The organism is Vibrio sp. Vb1755 (assembly GCF_033338635.1).
GTDB lineage: Bacteria > Pseudomonadota > Gammaproteobacteria > Enterobacterales > Vibrionaceae > Vibrio > Vibrio alginolyticus.
Genome location: NZ_JAWOTA010000021.1, coordinates 16,181 through 36,904, shown reverse-complemented (window position 1 = coordinate 36,904; position 20,724 = coordinate 16,181). Strand labels below are relative to the sequence as shown.

The following is a 20,724-nucleotide window of genomic DNA, read 5'->3' as shown; positions in this document are numbered from 1 at the left end:
CAACAAAAGTCTCAAAACGAAGGGAAAGAAGCGCAAGGACAACAGTCACAAAATCAGCAAGATTCTGAAAATAAAAAAGAAAAACAAAAAACGGAACAACATCAACCGCAACGAGATGACAAGCAAGTGAAGGATCAAGGTGAACCAATACAGGCTAAAGCGCATCCCGAAAAAATGCATCAGGATGATCCTGAGTTCCGTCGACTAGAAGCAGTAGAAAGTGCTCGCGACCCAAGCTTTTTGATCCGTGCGCAAATGCAACTTCAAGCGCAACAAAAACAACCTCCACAACAATCTCAAAAGGAGTGGTAAGCCTGTGATGAACAAAGGCGTAAAACTGGTCTTTATTTTTGTGGCCAGCCTAATATCCAGTTTCTCGGTGATGGCACAGACACTTCAAGCTAGTGTGAATAAAACACAAGTAGCCAAGAATGAAGTGATTAACCTCAGAATCATTTCAGATACTGAGCTCAGCTCAGACTCAATCGACTTCAATGTTCTAGAGAAAGACTTCTTCTTGGGTCAACCTCGTTATGGCCGCTCTAGCAATAACATTAACGGAAGAAAATCAGTGCGTACCGAGTGGAGTATCTCAATTGCACCAATGAAAGAAGGTGTTCTGACTATTCCAAGTTTTTCCGCTGATGGCATGAAAACGGAGCCGATCAAACTACGTGTCAACGCGAGCCAAACAGACCCCAATCTTGATGATCTATTTAGCTTCAATATTACGGTCGACAACAGTACGCTCTACCCTCAGCAATCTGCAACATTACGTATACAACTTCTAATTAAAGCGGACACTCGACGCCTAGATAACCCGCAAATAGTACCTCCGCAGATTGAAGGCATGAAGCTTGAGGCACTGGGTGGCTTACAACAAAGACAGAAGATCTTAAATGGGTTAGAAGTAGCGGTCATAGAGCAGTCGTTTCGCTTAACGGCAAATCAACCAGGCACTTATACCTTGATAGGTCCTAAACTGACCGGTTCTTATATTTATGGCGACAGCTTGACGGGCTCAACCAAAATAATGCCTATCAACACCAAAGCGGAACGCATGCCAATCACGGTCAAACCGATTCCGAGCGAATTTAAAGGTGAATGGCTTCCTGCTTCAGCGTTAGAAATGACACAGAGCTGGCAAGACGATCAAGGTAATCTATTGTCGACTAACGCAATCAACACAGTAAAACAAGGCTCTTCACTCACTCGAACCATTCAAGTTAAGGCTCGCGGTACACAAGCCGAATATCTGCCACGAGTCAATATTAGTTACCCGAGTTCACTGCGCGTGTATCCCGAACAACCTAAGTTCGATAGCGCGAGAGATGGCACCGTTACCATGACGGTGAAGCAAGTCATTATTCCTACAGAGGCCGGGAAATATACCTTACCAGGATACGACTTGAACTGGTGGGACAGTCAAAATGATGAAGCGAAGAAAACAACGTTACCAGAGCTAACATTAGACGTAGAGAAAAATGACACTGGGCTAATCACGTTGCCGGAATCGCCTCTTTCAGCGCCTTTAGTGTCAGCCCCTAGTCCTGAATCAAGCGGCGATGTAAACAGTCTCTGGCGAACATTAACCTTTGTTTTCTTAGGGCTTTGGGTAATGACATTGGGAATCGCTATTTGGGCATGGAAAAAGCGGTCAATAACAGCGAGTGGAACGGTTTCAAATACTGAACAACCACTTTGCATCGACGCGCTAAAAAAAGTCATCGAAGAGGGCGATGCTGCGAAAATTGAACGCTCTGTAAATGAGTATTTAACCACTCATCAAGACAGGTTAAACCCTGGTGACGTACAAGCAATTAAGCAAGAGCTTAATGCCATGAATCAAGCGTATTTTAGTGCCAACCAACAACCTTGGAGCCCTGATTCGCTGCTAGCGAAAATTCAAAACCTTGGCAAAGCAAACGTAACGAAAACCGACCACCAACTCGAAAAGCTATAAATAACTAGATAACAATGGCAGCTCTCATGAGCTGCCCATTCTCTTATCCGGCCAAATTTGCTTTAGCGGTTTTATCTAGAGCACCAACCGCCGCCCCTTCCCTATCAAGTTGCTCTTATGAACATAACTCACTCAACAAACACTTGGGGCTCGTATTCGTATCGCCTTACACAATTTCGCCCATGATTCTTCGCTTGATAGAGTGCCTTATCCGACAACTGATACAAATGGTCGAAATTAAAGTCTTTGCCTTTCGCTTTATAACAGGAGTAACCGACTGAAACGGTAAGTAACTCCCCTTCTGGGTTATGTCGATGCTTTATCCCCTCGCCCTCGATGCACTGACGAATGCACTCTGCTCTCAGTCGGGCCTCCTCTTGCTCAGAACCAATCATGAGCAATGCAAACTCCTCACCTCCGATACGGCAAAAAACTTCATCTTCACCTTTGGTATGATGATCCAAGATATAGCCAATTCGCATCAATGCGATATCGCCTTCGAGATGACCATAGTGATTATTGAATAAGCCAAAATGGTCAATATCAATCAGGATCAGGCCAAACGACATGTCGTCTTCACACTCTAGGGCACAATATTTTTGCATCACATGTTCTAACATGCGGCGATTACCAAGACGCGTCAAAGGATCGAGCTTAGAAAGTACCTCAAGCTGTCGATTGGCTTCCTCCAACTCTTTTGTTCGGTTCTGAACCTCCAGCTCTAAGTTTTCGTTTAATTCGCGAATCGCCTCTTGAGCTTGAGTACGTTGCAATACTTCAGCTAAGCTGGACGCGAACATACGAATCACTTCACGTAACTGAGAAGTTAACGGCGCACGTGTCAGCAAATTATCAACAGCGATAAAGGCGATAGGACCACTGCTATTTGAAGTCAATACCGTCATCGCAGCCCAACCAAAGCCAACAATATTACAGTCATGATAAATAGGCACTGATTCTTCAAATGCGACTTCGTTTGGCATTGAGCGAGCCAAATTTATAAGAGAGAAATCTTGGGTTTCGCCAAAGAAGTAAGATTCATCCACCACGTTACCTTGAATATCGGTACCCCACGTTCCTTGCATGTAAGAGCAATTTTCATCAGTTAAAAACACCGCCATTCGATCAATACCAAGATTTTTAATGGCGAAAGTGACGGCCGATTTGCATACTCCACTGACAGTAGTGCAACGTGATAACTCAACCATGCTTGAATGCAACATGCGTACGTTTTGTTCTTGGCGCTTACGAATGTAAATTTGAGAGAAGAGTGAACCAAACGAGTCCAACATCTGTTTTTGATATGCCGTTATCGGCTTACGATGAATAAAGTTATCTAGCGCGAACCACCCAAACGGTTCATTGCCATCGCGTAAAATCAACATCGCATTCCAGCCCTGCCCGATGACCTTGCCTGCTGTGTATATTGGCGCGTCTTCTACAATCACTAAGTTGCTCTCAAGGCTAGATAACGCGGTGATATACTCCTCGCTAAGTTGATGTAAATCGTATTGTGTGTGAAATTCATCAATCGTAATTCCTGACTCATCCGTGCCGTATGTACCACTGAAGCTGCGCTTTTTCATATCGAGAAGCATCAGTGTAGAGCGATCAAACCCAAGTCGTTCACGTAACGCTTCGACGGCTTTGTAGTACAAGTCCTTTAAAGAATCAGGATTAGAGATTTCGAGTGCAACTTGCTGAACTAACTTCATATTTTCGATAAAGCGCTCGCGTTGGCTAATCTCATCAACATATTGCGCTTCACGAATATCTCTGTGCCTGATCTCTTTCGAGGCATTTTTTTCAGCACGAATACATTGCCAACGCGCCGCTGCGAGCTGCATTGCGTCGTAACTTTCTTCATAGATATTATGTGCTGTGCGAGCATGTACAGATTGAATCAGTAGGTAGGTACGTTTGATAGGCGTGTTGTCGAGCATCATGATGTAACTATCACCGCCTAAATCTCGGGTGTGATTCCAGTTACAAGTGTTGATCGCCAGAGGTATGATGCTTTCAGAGGTATCAAACTGACTTGCCCACTCCCAGAATGTCTCAGGATAGTTTTGGGTTGGGTAAAGCTCTCCGCGAGAGAAGCTCATTGAATGACGAGGGTTAATTGAAGGATCTTCAAAAATAGCGAGGGCTTGAGGGGAGAACAGACTCTCTAAATGATCAAAGATTGCCTCCGCTAGCAACCGATGGTCCCTCGTTGAAGACACTTTTCTTGTAAAACTTCTTAAACTCACCCTACCAACCTAATCTACTTTTTTATCCTCGATAAAAAACTACTTAGGCCATGATATGCAATCAATACGTTCAAATTTGAGCTGTTAAGTCATTCGCAAAATTATCAGACTTAGTGTTACATTCGAGAGCTCTTCAGCACTTTTAAAGCCATGTTTCACATAAGTTACATGCTTTATAAACTGGGGAGGAAAGTTGTACTTATTTACAAGATTTTTGTGTTGGTAGATGTTTTAAGCCTACGACTTAAAAAGAAAAAGGCCCCTCATTAAGAGGGGCAAAGTTACCATCGCTTATAGTTATTTAGTTATGCTTGTAAATACGGTGGATTAACCGAAATCACCATTTACGTAGCCTTGAGTACGGTCGTCTTGAGGGTTGCTAAAGATCACTTGCGTATCGTTGTGCTCAACCAGTTCACCCATTAGGAAAAACGCAGTGCGGTCAGAGATACGACGCGCCTGTTGCATTGAGTGAGTCACGATAACGATGGTGTAGTTCTTCTTTAGCTCTTCCATCAGTTCTTCGATTTTGTGTGTCGCAATTGGGTCAAGTGCCGACGTTGGCTCATCCATCAGAATCACATCCGGCTCCATCGCGATTGTACGTGCAATACATAAACGTTGCTGCTGACCACCAGAAAGACCGAATGCGTGTGATTTAAGGCGATCTTTCACCTCATCCCAAAGTGCAGCACCGCGCAGCGAACGCTCTACCACTTCATCAATTGTCTTTTTGTCTTTGATACCTTGAGCACGTAAGCCGTAAGCCACGTTCTCGTAAATGCTCATCGGGAATGGGTTTGGCTTTTGGAATACCATGCCGACTTTGATGCGAAGGTCAGCAACATCAATGTTGCCGTAAATATCTTCGCCGTCCATCGCCAATTTACCTGTAATTTTCACGCCTTCGATTAGATCATTCATTCGGTTCAAACAGCGTAGAAGCGTTGATTTTCCGCAACCTGACGGGCCGATAAGTGCAGTTACTTGGCGAACTGGAATTGGTAAGTTGATCGATTTCAGTGCTTGGTTGTCACCGTAGAATAGGTCTAGGTTTTCAATATCAAATTTGTTCATTGTCTTAATCTCTTAATTCTTGAATTCGTGTCTTTTAACGTGCGTTCTTAATTAGTGTTGTTAGTAAGTTGCGGTGTTAAAACGTCTAGCAATCAGTTTCGTTACCATGTTGATCAAGAGAACAACTACGATAAGCACTGTTGCCGTACCGTAAGCCTGATTCCATTCTTCAACGGTAAACAGTTCGGTAGTCAGTTTGTATAGGTGAACGGTTAGCGTACGACCTGAATCCAATAAAGAATCAGGAATACGTGCAACCATACCTGCTGTCAGGAATACTGGAGCAGACTCACCAATGACACGACCAATACTTAGAATGACCGAGGTTAAGATACCTGGCATTGCGCTCGGAAGAATCAAACGCCAGATAGTGTAAATCTTAGAAGCACCGAGGCCATAAGAGCCTTCACGGTACGTTTGTGGTACTGCCATCAACGCTTCTTCCGTTGTACGGATGATAACTGGCAGGATTAGGATACTTAGCGTCAATGCACCCGACAGAATCGAGAAGCCAAGGCCAAGAATCGCCACGAAGAAAGTCATACCAAACAGGCCGAAAATGATCGACGGGATACCCGCCAATGACTCGGTACAGAATCGGATGATTTTCACCAAACGACTGCCCACTTTCGCGTATTCGGTCAAGTAGATTGCCGTCATGATACCGAGTGGCGCTGCCACTGCGATAGAAGCGATAACCATGTAAATGGTCGCCACAATCATTGGGAAGATACCGTGCTCTTCACCTGTGCGCGTATAGTTATCAGTAATGAAGTTCCAATCTACGTGTTGTAGACCGTTTGATAGGATGTACCAGATAATCCAGAACAAGAAACCTACCGTTAGTGCTGCCGAAATCCAGACAAATGCGTTAAAGACATTATCTTTGAACTGGCGTGCTTTTTTTAGTTTTGCGCGATCCATAATAGTCACCTTTAACGAGCGATTACTTCGCTTTTTCTCGGTTTAGGTACAGTAGTACAGCGTTCAACGACATGATGAAGACCAGAAGTACTACACCTGTAGCGTAAAGTGCGTTCGCGTGAACACCACTTGCGTAAGACATTTCAATAGCGATGTTTGCAGTTAGTGTACGAGCCGAATCCAAGATGCCTTCTGGCATTGCCGGCGCGTTACCCATAACCATGATAATCGCCATGGTCTCACCCAACGCACGACCGATACCCAGTATCACACCTGTCATGATGCCTGAGCGAGCCGCTGGAACGAGCAACTTAAAGATGGTGTAGATTTTCGATGCGCCCAGTGCCAAAGAACCTTCTTTATAAGTACGAGGGACAGCGCGAATAGACGTTTCAGAAACCGTAATTACTGTTGGTAGAATCATCACACCAAGAACAATAATACCGGCCAAGATAGTGTTACCTGCAGGTACATCAAATACTTTCTGAATCAATGGAACGATAATAACCAGACCGAAGAAACCGTAGACCACTGAAGGAATACCGGCTAGCAGCTCAACCGCTGGACGGATAATGTCTGCTAATCGCTTTGGTGCGATTTCAGCGATAAAAATGGCGGTCAGAACACCAATTGGAACCCCAACAATGACAGCACCAGCCGTCGATACGATAGATGCCACAATCATGGTGGCGACACCGTAAAGCGCAGGTGGTAACCAGTTTTGTCCTAAGACAATGCCCGATACGCCTGCTTCTTGGAATGCCGGAATACTCTCTCGAACGATGAAGTATGCAATAACGGCCAATGAAACAATGCCGATTACGGCACTCGTTAGGAACAAGCCGTGGAAGATGCGCTCTTTCCAGTCTACACGACGCTTCTCGCGTAGGCCTGACTTGCTGATAGCTCTAGCGTCAGTATTCATAAGCTTTTCACTATTTGTTGCGATGGTCATTTAAAAATCTCACGGTTCTGGGCAATGCCGTTGAACACAATGGATAGAAAAGGCTCAGCCCGAAACGTTGGGCTGAGCAAACTTTAGAGTCCCGATGGGATTAGTTAACTGAGATGTAACCTTTTTGGTCAACTAGCGCTTGCGCTTCGTCAGTTAGCATCCAGTCTAGGAATTTTTGCGTTTCTGTTGATGGCTTGCCTTCTTTGTAAAGAACAAGGAATGGACGCGCTACTTTGTAAGAACCGTTTTTAACGTTAGCTACCGTTGCATCAACGCCGTCGATTGCTAGCGCATTAACAGTGTTGTCTACAGTACCAAGAGAAATGTAGCCGATTGCGTATGGGTTAGATGCAACCATTGTTTTCAGTGCGCCGTTACCGTTTGCAACTTGAGCACGTTGAGAGATAGCTGATACCTTCTTACCAGAAATCTTCATTTTTAGAGACATGATGTCTTCAAATGCGCCACGAGTACCAGAAGCTGTGTCACGAGTAATGGCTACGATTGGCTTGTCTGCACCACCGACTTCTTTCCAGTTTGATACTTCGCCTTTGTAGATTGCAGTCACTTGCTCGGCTGTTAGACCTGGCAGTTTGTTTTGTGGGTTAACAACCACTGCGATACCATCACGAGCAACCACTTCTTCGATTAGTGTTGATTCTTTTTCAGAGTCTTTTAGATTACGAGAAGACATACCAAGGTCTGCTGAACCATTTTTCGCTGCTTTTACACCAGCTGAAGAACCAGGACCTTGAACTTCGATAAATACGTTAGGGTTCTTCTTCATGTACGTTTCAGAGAAAACTTCCATCAGTGGAGTTACGCTGCTAGAACCCACTGCAGAGATAGTTTCTTTAGCAGAAACAGGAGTCACTGCCATTGCGCCTAGAAGTGCGATTGCACCGATTACTGTCTTTTTCATCACAATTTCCTTAAGTGGCTTTATTGCCGTTGTGTTTCACTTGAACGGTGCTCACTTTAGAATTTGAATATGACAGTTGTGTTTCACTTAGTTGAACCCTCTATGACACGTTGTCATTTCTAACTATTAATTCCGCGACTTATCCCTCTCTCAATTTGAACGTAACGTTTTTATAACGTTGCCTCATGTTCAAGATGATAACCCCATCGATTTTGGTACATTTCATAACAATTAGATATGAGTAACTCATTGATTTAGCAAATGTAACAATTAAAATCGAAATGCTTATTTATAAAAAAGATAATAATCAAACCGATAGAGGGTCAATCTCATGCGTCAATTTCTTAGTACGCTTTCTATTAAACTTCAGGTTTTTCTGCCTGTTCTATTCACAGTTATATTACTCATCATTGGACTGAGTGTCGGAATCGGTAAACTCGATCAAGCATTCAATAAGGTTTCGGCTTCCACCCATAAGCTAATCATTCACAAAGAGGAACTTAGCGGCATCGTAGACAACACTTACGCCATGCGCATCAAAGCCATTTATAGTCTATTTAGAGCCGAAGATGTTCAGTCTCTCAACCAAGAGCTTTCTGAGCGACAAAACAAAAACCGCGATTTTCTTAACTCCATCGACAATCTCCCTGGCGTTCAAAATGAAGTCAATGCTATGCGTAAGGCCATGAATCACTATGTTGATTTCACTCGCGTTACCATGACACCTCTGCTCACCACTAAACACTCTTCTGATTACACCACCTCTGATTTCAATCAAAAGTACGAATCTACAATGGCTGAGTATCGATTAGCTGGCGAAGCGATGATCAACGCCATCGACAAACTATCTAAACAATTGAATCAAATCGTCACCGATGAAGTCGAAACGAATGGCGAACAACATTCAACCACGCTAACTTACAGCGCCGTCTCGCTTGCGGTGATCTTGAGTGCCGCTTCACTTATTAGTTGGGTACTCGCCAGCTACATCGTTGCGCCGATTCGTAACCTTCAAGTAACGATGCAGGAAGTCGCGAAGGGAAACCTACTAGTTAAGGCCGAAGCCATCGGGAAAAACGAAGTGTCTCAGCTGGCTCGGGATGTAAACCAGACCATAGAAAAACTGCGTGAAACTGTAAGCGCATTGGTTCGCATTAGTGAAGATGTGGCATCAGCATCAACCGAGTTAGCAACTGTTATGACTCAAAGCAGCGTCAACTCGGATCAAGAAAAGCAAGAAGTTGAGCAAGTAGCCTCGGCGATCAATCAGCTAGAGTCGACCGCAGCTGAAGTATCGACCAATGCACAAGAAGCCGATAGTGCATCAAATCAAGCACGTACGTTAACCTCACAAAGTATAAGCATGTTTGGGGAAAGTACTCGCGCAAGTGAAAAGATGGCGGAACAACTTAACGAAGCCGCTGCCGTCGTGACTTCGCTAAAAGAACAATCAGAACACATTGGTCGCGTGATCGAAGTGATTGAAGGTATTTCTGAGCAAACGAATCTACTTGCACTGAATGCAGCGATTGAAGCTGCACGAGCGGGCGAAAGTGGCCGAGGCTTTGCGGTAGTGGCCGATGAAGTACGTATGCTGGCAGCGCGAACTCAGGAGTCCACCAAAGAGATCCAAACCATTATAGAAGAGCTACAGCAACAATCTGGTCACGCAAATGAAAGTATGCATTCCAGCTTAGCCATGTTGTCAGACAACCAAGCTCTGACACAAGAAGTTAGCCAATCACTTGCTAATATCAGTAATGCTATCGCCGATCTGAACTCAATCAACACTCAAGTTGCAACCGCATCAGAAGAGCAGAAACAGGTCACGGCTGATATCAACAACAACTTAACGAACATCTATGAACTAGTGAGCCAGAACGTAACTGGCATTACGCAATCAGCCGCAGCAGCGCAAGAACTGTCTGGCTTAGCGGAAAACCAAAAACATCAGCTTAAGCAGTTCCAAGTTTAAATACTCTGCTCAACACGATAAGTTCCAAAGGTTAGAAAAGAAAAAGCTCCGCACTGGCGGAGCTTATTAACATCTGGATTCGTGAAAATCCAACGGGGTGATTACTCCTCGTCAGTAACCAGCAGAACAGAGGAAATGTTCGTTGACTCTAGTGGGTTCCAGTTGTAAACCTCACCATTAAATGAATCAAACACCATAACGTTTGAGCCATCACCGTTTGGTGTGTTACTCCAGATGTAACCAGCATAGTCACCCACCTCTAGCGTGTAGCCACTTGCGAATGCAGTGCCGTTCATCGCAGGGCTATGGCAAGCACGTTCTGTCAACGCGACTAACTCCTTAATGTTTGGTATGCGCCAATTCTTTTTGCCAGCGAAGTCATATAAAGCATGATTACCTGATTCATTGCGGATTTGCTCAGCGGTTGATAGCGCTAACTGCCATGACATCTTAGTCGCAGCGCCATCACAAGCTTCGTTTGCCGTATTCCACGTTGAACCAACAGGGCAACGCATCCATGTTAGACCTGTTTTCAGGTCAGTTACGGTACCGCTCTCAGAATATGTATAACGCGTGTTAGGTGCCGTTTTAGCAAAGTCAGTAGAACACTCTTGTGCAGCCATTACAGTTTGAGAAGCCAAAGCAAGAGATAGTACAGTTATTAATTTCTTCATCTTATTGGCCCTTTACTGCTACTAGACGGATTGGGAATTGGAATGACGTGCCTGTGTCACGCTCTACTTTGTCAGAATAAATTTCAACAAAGCTTACGTGGCCACGGTCAGCGCCCTTCGCTGCAATCACTGCAAATTGAAGTGCACCTTCGTAGTTAGCAGGAGAGTAATTATTAAATGTGAAATCACTTAGCCAAATAGCACCTGAATTAGCGTCTGGGCTGCCTTTACCCTGTTGAGGGAAGTAAGCTGTCGTCATACCATAGACATTGCCGTCGGCGTCTTTCTCTGTCTCACCTAAGTCGAGAACATCGTAGAACTCTTGGTATGTTGGTAGGCGCCAGTCACTAATGCCACATAGTGATTGCTTGTTTATATGTTCAACATATTGGCTTGTTGAACAGATGCCATCAGCAGCATCCACACAACCAACGACTTCAAGATCTTCGTAATACGGCTTAAATGTTTCAGACTCAAACGCAAATAGGCGATCTTTAAATTGAACTGAGCTCGCATCCGCACTCTTATTTTCCCAAACAAGACCAGTACGTTCGTCCATAGTACAAGCCCACTTAGTCGCATCTGCTGCTAAAGCTGCACCTTGTGAATCTAGCTTAACGAACTTAAAGCCAGCGCCTGTCGACGTTTGCTTGTCCTCTTTGTCGAAGCCGTATTCCGCATCTTGACCAGGGTAAGACGCTTGAACCTCTGCTACGTCTGCTGCTCCTTCAGCAAAATAAAGAACGGCGCCCGTATCGTTACTACCAACCGTTTGTTCAGCAACCGCTACAATTTCTTCAGCAAATGCACTCACTTCCACTTCAGACAGAAGATCAGAGGCCAATGATTTACCCTGGAAGCTAAGGCTTTGAGCAAGCAGCGCTACGCCTTGGGTCATTTGTTGTGGCTGCATTGCAGCTAATAGTGCAACCGTGTTTTGCTCTAGCTTATCTAGCTCGCTGGCTTCTGCGTTAGACATTACCGTTCCAGACAGAGAAACACCGGCATCGGTGAGTTGTGCTTTCACAATCTCTTCAGCTTGAGCAACGGTTTTACCGTCAACCACAAGACCTGCGAGCAACGTTGTTACACCATTGACCGTGTTACCCGTTGCTAAGTTTTGGCCCGGAGCCGCAAGACGCAACGTTTGGTTCGAACCTTGATCAACTTGAGCAAGAATGGTGCTGGTTAGTACGTTTTTGTCGCTTGAAGTCAGGCTAAATTTACCGGCATTATCCGTTTTAGCACTCGGCTCGGTCGTATCACAAACGTAGTTTTGGTTTAAATCGATGCACACTGGCGTATCAAGAAGTGTACCTGCAGAAACGATGGTGCCAGCTACATCATAGGTCGGTGCCGACGTGTCACCACCAGAACCACCGCCACAGCCAGCTAGGGCTAGTGACATAGCAACGAAAGAATATTGAAACTTCATAGATTTTATCTTCTTTTGATTTTAATTAACGAGAGCGAATCACTCTCACCATTGAAAGCAGGACAAGTCCTAACAAGGTCCAAGGCGAACCACTGCCACCTGAATCACCGCCACTGCTTTCTTTAGTGGTATCAGCACTACACTGATACTGAGCAAAGTGACTCACACCCCACTCTTTCAACACCCCAGAATTCCCTGACACGCGGTCAGACACTTCGAGACGCCAAGTACCCCAACTCGGTTGACCGACAAGTGCTCGTAACTCCTCGTCATACTGAGCGGTGAAGTAACCTTTAAATCCTTTGGTATTGCTTGATTGATGGCTAAGTAGCACGACCGATTTGCCTTGTGGAGACACTAGCGTCACTTGCAGATCTTGCAGTGAGTCATGCTCGATGTTCAGGTAAACCGCAAACGAATCATCAATCGTGCGTGACTTGTCCGATAGCGTCTGAGAGAACAGTCTGTCGCCCTGTTCCGGCAAAGCGGAGTTCACTGGTTGAGGCTGGATATCGAGCTCTGGCGTACCATTAACCAGCATCACCTTATCACTCCACTGGTGAGTCTTTAGGCCTTCAGCAAATTGATAATCCAATGAAATAGAGGAATCGAATTGCGTGCCACATGTTAGACCGCTTGGTAACACCACCTTCATTGAGGTCGAATCAGAAAGCGTTTCATCAAAGTCGAAAACGGATGCGTTGTTTAACTGCCATTGCCCTTTGATGCTCGCTTCGCGGCCAGTTTGGCTCAGGCTCAAACCAACGTCTTGACCTTGTGCGATGTATCGAGCGTCATAGCGAACACGAAGAGGCGCTTTAAGTAAGTTGTGTCTGTTGAAGCTGTCCGTCAGGAATTGGGCGTAATCTTTATTTGGGAACAAAGTTTTTGCGGCAAACACGGTCGATTCCGCCAGATCATGCATTTTCACGCCACGACCAATGCCGTACATGCCTTCAAGTACAATGGCGTCAAACTCGCGGAACACGTTATCGGTATCATCACCGTATCGTTCAACCGATGCTTTAAGTGCTTGGAACAGTGGCGTTGACCATAACTCGTCGCCTAGTTCACCGCCCACACTAACGTGCGCTGGATACTCTGAACCCTCGAAGTAACGAGCTCTTTGGTTCCATAAGCTACGAGTTGTTTTGCGTGTTCCGAACACACCGTCCCAGTTGAACACCGTATCTAACTCGAATTCTTGACCACGACGCGAAGCATCCAAATATTGAGTGCGGTAGCTCGCGCTGCCCGCCCAGTAATCAGCAAAACCCTCTGCGATAGCCCCTGTATGACCGTACGCCCAATCCGGTACGATTTGGTAATGAATGCCATGCCCAAGCTCGTGTATCACTACGTCAGCATCGACTGCATCCGGAGAAACACCACCGACACCCAGCATGAGTGCTTTCGGACCGTAATAGTAAGTAGAGTTATCTTTTGATAAACCGCGAGCGTCAAAACGAAGCGGTTCGTCAAACAAGTCGTAAGTCAGGCTTGTCAGATATTGGATCGAGCTATCAAGATGATAAAAAGCCATCAACTGTGGGAACGCATTGTCACCAAACTCGGTGCTTTGCATCTCATCAACACTGTCAAACGCTTGAACTCCTTCTGCGCTGAGAAAGTCCAACGTATCGAGTACAGGCGCTTCACCAGGTGCTGGGGCTGCAAATAAACCCGTCGCATCCACTTGCTTTAATCTTGGGTTAGAGAGATAGAACTTACCGCCGGACTTTAAAACCTCAATCGACTTGGTTACGTACTCGATCGGCTGAGGGTAATCAGACAGTGCTGACCACGTCGATTCTGGTGCCGCTTGTTGTTGCATAGTACGAAGATCTGGGTTGAATAAAGAAACCTCAACATCAACCAAACTTCCAGAGCTCAGAGCCGGTGGCTCTTGTGCTTGCAGTTGGCGAGGCGATTCCAATTCCATTGCAACCGTTGGTTTACCGTTGCGAATTATCGTATCTTCAAGGCTCTTAAACACTCGCACAACGTGATGATTTTTATCAGTTGTTACTACTAAGGTGCGCTGTGCTTGATATTCACCGTTTACCCAAACATCAAAATTGTAATGCTCACCAAGCTGAGACTGGGCTTTGTAACGGAACTTAAACTCGCCCGCTTCTGAGTAGTGGCTGTCTAGATAAGTTTTCGCTTGCGCTTCATTGGTCACCACAGAATCCGTTGAGGGATAATCCCACTCTGCAGCCAGCGCCGCAGGGGTACATGCAATAAGCAGTGAAAACGCCAATGGTTTTAGCTTCATGATTTCGTCCTAGAATTCGTATTTTGCAGTCAGCGTGAAGTAGCGCCCTGGCTCAGTGGAGTAACGCTTACTTTCCTCAGCGATACCCGCTACGTCTTGGTATCGGATGTATTCTTTGTCGAACAGGTTGATGATGTTTGCGCTAACACGAAGGTCTTTGGAAACGTGGTAAGTTGCGCCAATATCAAACGTATTCCACGCACTTGTCTGCGCGCAATCTGTCGCTAGGCCAAGCGTGGTCTGGCATTTAGGAACGCGATCCATTGCCGCGGCCCAGTTCCAAGCCACGTAAGCATTGAAGTCTTGGTTGGCGTATTTCAGTTGAGCGTTACCTTCGAATGGCGTAATGCTTCGAACGTATTCACCTTCCGCGTCTTTGCCATCTACGTAACCAAACTTGGTGCTGATGTTCCATCGCTTAGTGATCGCGTAACCCGCAGAAAGCTCTGCACCATACGTCTCGACACCATCGAGGTTTTGGTATTGTTTAATGTAATTACCATTGCTTGAGTCAAAGCCCGTGGTCACAACGTCGATGAAGTTTTCAAACTTGTTGTAGAACAAAGACGCATAGACATACGCGCGACCGTTATCGAACTTGTTACCGATTTCAAATGAGTCGGAAGTTTCAGCTTCTAGATCCATGTTTGGTGCAATTACAAACGGCGTGAGCGGCACAAAGTCGTGGCTTACGAAGCCATACGCTTTATCGTATTCCGGAGCACGGTAACCATGGTTATAAGATACATAAGCAATGTTGTTGGCAAACATTTCACGAGAAACCGACAGGCTTGGAGATACCTCTGAGCTATCCATGTCTTTTAATGGGAAGCCGCCCACTTCACCCGCACCGTCTGGCGTGAGACGGTGCGCATCAAAGCGTAGGCCACCTGTGATGGTCCATTTATCCAGTTCCACCATGTCTCGAACGTACAAACCAATGTTATAAGCACGAGCAGGAGCGAAAGGTTGTTTGGTCGAAGGTGTTACTCCGTTCCAATCAATCTTGGAGTCGCTATCTGTGCGTTCGTAATAGTCAGTAGAAAGCTCGACACCGTAAGCCAATTGGTGCTCAGCATTTGCTGCATAAATCGTATTGGTGAAATCGCCACGGAAGCCAATTGTTTCGTCAATGAAGGTTTTGTGTTCCAGCTCGCGACGCTTGGTGATCAAACCATTGTGATCCACTTGGCGCATTAAGCGGTTGGTGTCTTCCACCACTTCGGTGTGACGCCAGTAAACTTTGGTATCCAACTCTTCGAACCAAGTTGGATTAATCGGAGTCACCTCTGCACCAATATAAGCGCTGTACTCTTCTGTGGTTTCATCCTCAGCAAAGTCTTCAATATGCCAAATTCCATCAGGTTGAATGGACGGTGAACCCTCCAAACGCTCTTGGTTCTGGGTGTAGAGTTCCGCTTTGGCTTTCAACATCACCTCTTCATTGAAAAAGTGGTTGATCGTATAAGCACCGCTGTAACCATCGAGATCGCGGTTATACAAATCTTCATCAAAGTTACGTGTCTCTTGTCCTTGCCAGTATGAAACGTTAAACAAACTCTCTGTGTCACCGGAACGGAAAGCTAGATTACTCGTGCCTTTGTACTTGTTGCTGATATCGGTGTAAGTACCGGAAACATCGGTGTAGAAGTCTTTGTCTTTTAAGAAATCACCCGGCTGACTGGATTCTAAAATCACCACACCGCCGATCGCGCCAGAGCCATGCACCGAAGAACTTGCCCCTTTAATGATTTGCAGCGATTCAAAATTGGATAAATCAAAAGTATCTCGCCCAACTGCATCATTAATGTCATTCGCACCGAAGCCATCCGCAGAACGAATGCCATCACGAACGATCATAATGCGGTTACCCGTCATACCACGGATGGTAATGTTTTGCGGACGTCCTGCACCGCCCGTCACGCTTACACCAGGTTCGTTACGCAGCACGTCATATAGCTCGGTCTCGCCTCTTTCTTCGATTTGCTCGTTTGTGATAACCGCGACACTACCTGCCACTTTTGACAATGGCTGATCGATTTTATTGGCGGTTACCACCACCTCTTCCATTGAGAAAACCTTAGATTCGGCGTGCACTTGACTGGCAGCAAGTACCAAAAGTACTGCCGCTGACACTGGGGTAAGCTTCATTTACTGCTCCGCTTTAGATGTTTTAATGAGTGATAGTAGAAATGCGTATTCTTTTGCTTGTTGTTCTTGCGCTTGTCGCGGGTCCATTTGGTGGCCCGAATTAAAATTAGTTTGCAACAAGTACGGCCCGTTGCGCTCACTTAACGCTGAAACTTTAGCGAGATACTTTGCGCCTTCCCAATATGGCACGCGCTGATCGATTAAACCGACTTGAACCAACATGGGTGGGTAAGCGTTTTTATGGATATTGAGAATCGGATCGTACGCCTTCATTAACGCCAATTGTTCAGGTTTGGTTGGGTTACCCCATTCGCCATACTGCTGTGTGGTAAGCGGAAGTGAGGTATCCGACATACTTGCAACCACATCAACAAAAGGCACTTTAAGTACGACACCTGAAAACAATTTAGGATCTTGATTAACCGCTCCGGCCACCAACGTACCACCAGCACTAGAACCGATGGCGAAAACCTCTCTATTGCCACGTTCGAATGTTTGCAGCGCCTTCGCGGCCGCGACAAAATCACCAATAGAATTGGCTTTTCGCACACCACGGCCTTGCTCGTGCCATTCATCGCCAAAGTACCCACCGCCACGGACATGGGCGATAGCGTAAATCACACCTTGGTCGAGTAAACTGATAACCTGAGGCATAAAGTACGGTTTCATCGTAAAACCATACGCGCCGTAACCGTAAATCAACACAGGAGATTGTGGGTGCAATTTGTCTTTGCGATACGCCAAAGAGACCGGGACAGAAACGCCGTCGTGCTTAATAAAAATACGTTGGGTTACATAACGCTGACTATCAAAGTCTTGGTAAGCATCTTGAGAGTACAAGGATTTATTCAGCGTTTTTACATCGAACTCTTCCCACTGAGGAGGCGTAGTCATCGACATGCTTCGGATACGAATTTTGTTTGATTCAAAATCGCCCAACGTGCTTAGCCAAGCGACATTACCATCGTGTTCCAATGGCAGTATCACTTTTTCCTGACCTTGGTAAGAATACACCGTCAAAGTCGACACATTGTTTGGCTTGCTAAGTGCCACAACTCCTGCATCATAAAGGTAGAACTGTTCAAGCGGCTCACGAGGATTGGTGAAGCGTTGCCATGTTGCGCCAAGCGGTGCGAGTTCGGCTTGGTAAAGGGCGAACTTTCCTTCAAAGTTGCTTTTCAGATAAATGTAACCTTTCGCCACATCCGCGTAATATTCCACACCCACTTCAGGCTTTCGCAATGAATCTGAGACAGTGCCCGTTTCTAGATCGACAAGCTTCTGCTCTGTTGTTGACTCGTTGTTGCTTTGCAGCACAGCATAACGGCTATCTGCCGCACGATAGAAAGAAAGTAACCAATCTGACTTGGGTTCATTCCATAGGACTGTTTTTGCCAAAGATTCAGTGGAGATACGTAAGATCTGATGAGGTCGCTGAGTGCGCTTTTCTTTTGCAACGAGGAATGCCACTTTCCCGTTAGGTGACAACAATACGCCACTATCGACGTGCGTCGCCAGTTCCGTAGATTGGCCGGAGAGTAAATCAACAACCACAGCACGATATTGTTCGCTACCGTCGATATCTTCCGTGAAAAGGAGCGTGTCACCATTCACTTGCCATTGACCAAGTTGGTAGTACTGATGCGCAGATTGTCGTTCATCGAAATCGAACACCACGTTTTCTGGTGCATGTTGACTCGCACGGGATAATAGTAAGTAACGACCATCGCGACGCGTTAGCGTCCACTCTCTTCCACTCATGATCGACCATGGCTTATCACCTTTGTCTGCCACCATGGTATCCCACTGCGTGAGTAGGTTTTTTGTCAACGTCTGATAACTTTTTTGGTGCTGTTCAGTTTTGTGGTTTTGTTCTGTTAGGTAGGTAAGAACTCGCTCATCTTTACGAGCATCATCTCGAAGCCAGTTGAAATCATCAGCAGCAAAGCCAGAACTAGAGGTAATTATGAGCCCTAAAAAAACATGAGTAAATTTCATATAGAGAGCGAATTCATTTATAGGATTAATACAATGGCGCGTATTCTGCCCTTAAATAAAAATGAGATCAATTATCATTTTCATAATCATGTGAGATTTTTATCTAGTGTGTGAGGAAAAACGTTTGCTTTGACCGAGGTAATAAAACTTAATAACTTCCTAAATTAGCGTTCTATGCTGTTTATATACAACCAGACAAATATAAAAGCTGACAAACGAGTGAGTATGGAAAGGCGCTATTTCACCTAGCGACAGACATAAAAAATCCGAGTGCGAACACTCGGATTTTTAAGAACTAAAATCAATGGGAAACTACAGCAGCTTTTACTCTTCAGAGCTCGGTGCCGCTGGTTTTTTCTTAGGGATGAAGACATCATCACCCACAGATACGTTTTTGTAGAAGCTCTTGTCACGCTTAGCTGGTTTTTTCGCCGACTTTTTCGCTTGAGGGCGAGCTTTCTTTGCGGTCGCTTTCTTATTGCGAAAATCTGGTTTAGGTGGCTTAAGGCCTTTAAACTTACCTTTCAAATCTTCGAACACTGAAAACTCAAGATCTTGTTGTAGGTATGCTTCTACACGTTTAAAGCTATCCCAGTCTTTTGGACCAACAAGAGAGATTGCATCCCCTTTGTTTCCAGCACGACCAGTACGACCAACTCGGTGTACGTATTCTTCGGTATGCTTTGGCATATCGAAGTTGATGACGTGTGTCACAGTTGCAATATCCAAACCGCGGGAAGCAACATCAGTCGTTACAAGGATCTTAAACACTGCGCGCTCAAACTGACTCATAATGGTGTTACGTTGAGTCTGGTTCAAGTTACCACTTAGTGCTACAGCCTTCAGTTTCTTTTCGTTCAGCTTTTCTGTTAGTCGCTCAGTATCATCACGCGTTGCCGTAAAGATAATAACTTGACGGTATTCAGCCTCAGAAAGAACACGATCTAAAATTGCCTCTTTATGATCTAGGTGATCACACAAGTAAAATTTTTGCGTGATATCTTTATGCTCTTCGTTAGAAACGCCGATAGCAATTCGCTTTGGCGCATTGAGCATTTCAGCCGCGATTTCATTGACGTCTGCATGATCTAATGTCGCAGAGAACATCAACGTTTGACGACGACGATGCTTGGCTGCTTTATGAATGCGACGAAGCTCTGGTGCAAAGCCCAAATCCAACATACGGTCTGCTTCGTCCAGAATTAGCGTTTCCAAACCATCCAGATAAAGCGAACGGTGCTCTAAGTGATCAGCCAAACGTCCTGGTGTCGCCACGATAAATTTCGGATAACGACGCAGAGCTTTTACTTGATCGTTAAAGTTCTCACCACCCAAAATCAGTGCTGCTTCATAAGATAGGCCAGCTAGCATAGAACGAAGCTCACCATATACTTGTTTCGCTAGCTCACGAGTAGGAGCAAGGATTACCGCGCGAGGGTCTTTCGCAGAAAACGATTTTGTCTTTAAAGACTTATGAAGCATTGGCAATACAAACGCCAAAGTCTTGCCCGAACCTGTTTTCGAAGATGCCAATAGATCCTTGCCTGCAATCGCAACAGGAATCGCCTGCTGCTGAATGTCAGTCGCTTTTTTAAAATCGTAGTGTTTTAGGTTCTTCAACAATCGGTTGTCTAGGCCTAGATCTTTAAATTGCAAAGTATTCTCCAATAAATCAGTCAGCGTCTGAGCGCTCTGTAGTGTCGTTTCCGCTCTAACGCAGCAAAAAAATAAAGCTCGGTATAATACCGCAAATCATAGGAGTATAGATAGAGATCACACAAACTAATTCCCTGTGGTAACGGTAAAACATCATTTGTGGCTCAGTTCAGAGTAAAGACTAGCCTTTTTGATGAGCAGCTGGACAGGAAGTTTAGAGAAAAGCCGTTCAAATATGCCTTCTATCCATCAACAAAACGACTTAAATAGCAGTTATTTGGGCCAATAAACTTTCATTTGTGTCAATATCGTCTAAATTATTGATATCAGGAACGTGGCAAATACACCTGCTATGAAAACTGTTGTGAGAACGAAATAAAGGATAGGTAGTTAAACTTTGTTAAGTTCAGGTAAAAGTTGACGTCAGGTACTCCATGAAATTCTTGGGTTTTTTTGACTTTTGC

Annotated in this window: 13 protein-coding genes and 1 pseudogene; 3 read left to right on the top strand and 11 right to left on the bottom strand. The window is 45.2% G+C overall.

Going from position 1 to position 20,724, the window contains the following annotated elements; all coding sequences use genetic code 11:
• Together R7E00_RS16915 and R7E00_RS16910 are read left to right on the top strand one after the other, a co-directional pair.
• Positions 1-312, top strand: a pseudogene (locus R7E00_RS16915) (hypothetical protein); the annotation flags it as partial.
• 4 nt (positions 313-316) lie between these two features.
• Positions 317-1,963, top strand: coding sequence for a BatD family protein (locus tag R7E00_RS16910; RefSeq protein ID WP_205461267.1), 1,647 nt, complete (start codon positions 317-319; stop codon positions 1,961-1,963).
• 128 nt (positions 1,964-2,091) lie between these two features.
• On the opposite strand, the gene R7E00_RS16905 is transcribed toward R7E00_RS16910, so the two are convergent.
• The 5 genes from R7E00_RS16905 to R7E00_RS16885 form a co-directional block, all read right to left on the bottom strand.
• A complete protein-coding gene (locus R7E00_RS16905) occupies positions 2,092-4,215 on the bottom strand; it encodes a GGDEF domain-containing protein (RefSeq protein ID WP_085569367.1) in 2,124 nt (707 codons plus the stop codon).
• Positions 4,216-4,542: 327 nt separating this feature from the next.
• Positions 4,543-5,292: a phosphate ABC transporter ATP-binding protein PstB gene (gene pstB, locus R7E00_RS16900; protein ID WP_005375156.1), complete on the bottom strand. Its 750-nt coding sequence runs from the start codon at positions 5,290-5,292 to the stop codon at positions 4,543-4,545.
• A gap of 60 nt (positions 5,293-5,352) precedes the next feature.
• Positions 5,353-6,216 carry a phosphate ABC transporter permease PstA gene (pstA, locus tag R7E00_RS16895; RefSeq protein WP_005383923.1) on the bottom strand — a complete coding sequence of 288 codons (864 nt, stop codon included), beginning with the start codon at positions 6,214-6,216 and terminating at the stop codon, positions 5,353-5,355.
• Positions 6,217-6,238: 22 nt separating this feature from the next.
• Positions 6,239-7,171, bottom strand: coding sequence for a phosphate ABC transporter permease subunit PstC (pstC, locus tag R7E00_RS16890; protein WP_005375154.1), 933 nt, complete (start codon positions 7,169-7,171; stop codon positions 6,239-6,241).
• 100 nt (positions 7,172-7,271) lie between these two features.
• Complete coding sequence (locus R7E00_RS16885) at positions 7,272-8,093, bottom strand: phosphate ABC transporter substrate-binding protein (RefSeq protein ID WP_005375153.1); 822 nt, start codon at positions 8,091-8,093, stop codon at positions 7,272-7,274.
• Between the two features lie 331 nt (positions 8,094-8,424).
• Between R7E00_RS16885 and R7E00_RS16880 the strand changes: the two genes are divergently transcribed.
• On the top strand, positions 8,425-10,068 hold the full coding sequence (locus tag R7E00_RS16880; RefSeq protein ID WP_170889983.1) for a methyl-accepting chemotaxis protein: 1,644 nt from the start codon (positions 8,425-8,427) through the stop codon (positions 10,066-10,068).
• A 101-nt stretch (positions 10,069-10,169) separates the two neighbouring features.
• On the opposite strand, the gene R7E00_RS16875 is transcribed toward R7E00_RS16880, so the two are convergent.
• The 6 genes from R7E00_RS16875 to R7E00_RS16850 form a co-directional block, all read right to left on the bottom strand.
• Positions 10,170-10,742: a DUF1566 domain-containing protein gene (locus tag R7E00_RS16875; protein ID WP_017820503.1), complete on the bottom strand. Its 573-nt coding sequence runs from the start codon at positions 10,740-10,742 to the stop codon at positions 10,170-10,172.
• 1 nt (position 10,743) lies between these two features.
• The gene (locus tag R7E00_RS16870; RefSeq protein ID WP_170889982.1) at positions 10,744-12,177 is read right to left on the bottom strand and encodes a DUF1566 domain-containing protein; all 1,434 of its coding nucleotides are present in this window, start codon (positions 12,175-12,177) and stop codon (positions 10,744-10,746) included.
• 25 nt (positions 12,178-12,202) lie between these two features.
• Positions 12,203-14,455 carry a proprotein convertase P-domain-containing protein gene (locus R7E00_RS16865; protein WP_170889981.1) on the bottom strand — a complete coding sequence of 751 codons (2,253 nt, stop codon included), beginning with the start codon at positions 14,453-14,455 and terminating at the stop codon, positions 12,203-12,205.
• Positions 14,456-14,464: 9 nt separating this feature from the next.
• Entirely contained in the window at positions 14,465-16,606 is a 2,142-nt protein-coding gene (locus R7E00_RS16860) for a TonB-dependent hemoglobin/transferrin/lactoferrin family receptor (RefSeq protein WP_258481576.1), read from the bottom strand.
• The gene (locus R7E00_RS16855; protein ID WP_033906726.1) at positions 16,607-18,604 is read right to left on the bottom strand and encodes a prolyl oligopeptidase family serine peptidase; all 1,998 of its coding nucleotides are present in this window, start codon (positions 18,602-18,604) and stop codon (positions 16,607-16,609) included.
• A gap of 324 nt (positions 18,605-18,928) precedes the next feature.
• The gene (locus R7E00_RS16850; protein WP_031778885.1) at positions 18,929-20,272 is read right to left on the bottom strand and encodes a DEAD/DEAH box helicase; all 1,344 of its coding nucleotides are present in this window, start codon (positions 20,270-20,272) and stop codon (positions 18,929-18,931) included.
• Between the last annotated feature and the right edge of the window lie 452 nt (positions 20,273-20,724).

Coding starts and splice junctions, on each gene's coding strand:
- pstC (WP_005375154.1), bottom strand. CDS start 7,171: ATGACCATCGCAACAAATAGTGAAAAGCTTATGAATACTGACGCTAGA.
- R7E00_RS16855 (WP_033906726.1), bottom strand. CDS start 18,604: ATGAAATTTACTCATGTTTTTTTAGGGCTCATAATTACCTCTAGTTCT.
- R7E00_RS16870 (WP_170889982.1), bottom strand. CDS start 12,177: ATGAAGTTTCAATATTCTTTCGTTGCTATGTCACTAGCCCTAGCTGGC.
- R7E00_RS16865 (WP_170889981.1), bottom strand. CDS start 14,455: ATGAAGCTAAAACCATTGGCGTTTTCACTGCTTATTGCATGTACCCCT.
- R7E00_RS16860 (WP_258481576.1), bottom strand. CDS start 16,606: ATGAAGCTTACCCCAGTGTCAGCGGCAGTACTTTTGGTACTTGCTGCC.
- pstB (WP_005375156.1), bottom strand. CDS start 5,292: ATGAACAAATTTGATATTGAAAACCTAGACCTATTCTACGGTGACAAC.
- pstA (WP_005383923.1), bottom strand. CDS start 6,216: ATGGATCGCGCAAAACTAAAAAAAGCACGCCAGTTCAAAGATAATGTC.
- R7E00_RS16885 (WP_005375153.1), bottom strand. CDS start 8,093: ATGAAAAAGACAGTAATCGGTGCAATCGCACTTCTAGGCGCAATGGCA.
- R7E00_RS16880 (WP_170889983.1), top strand. CDS start 8,425: ATGCGTCAATTTCTTAGTACGCTTTCTATTAAACTTCAGGTTTTTCTG.
- R7E00_RS16875 (WP_017820503.1), bottom strand. CDS start 10,742: ATGAAGAAATTAATAACTGTACTATCTCTTGCTTTGGCTTCTCAAACT.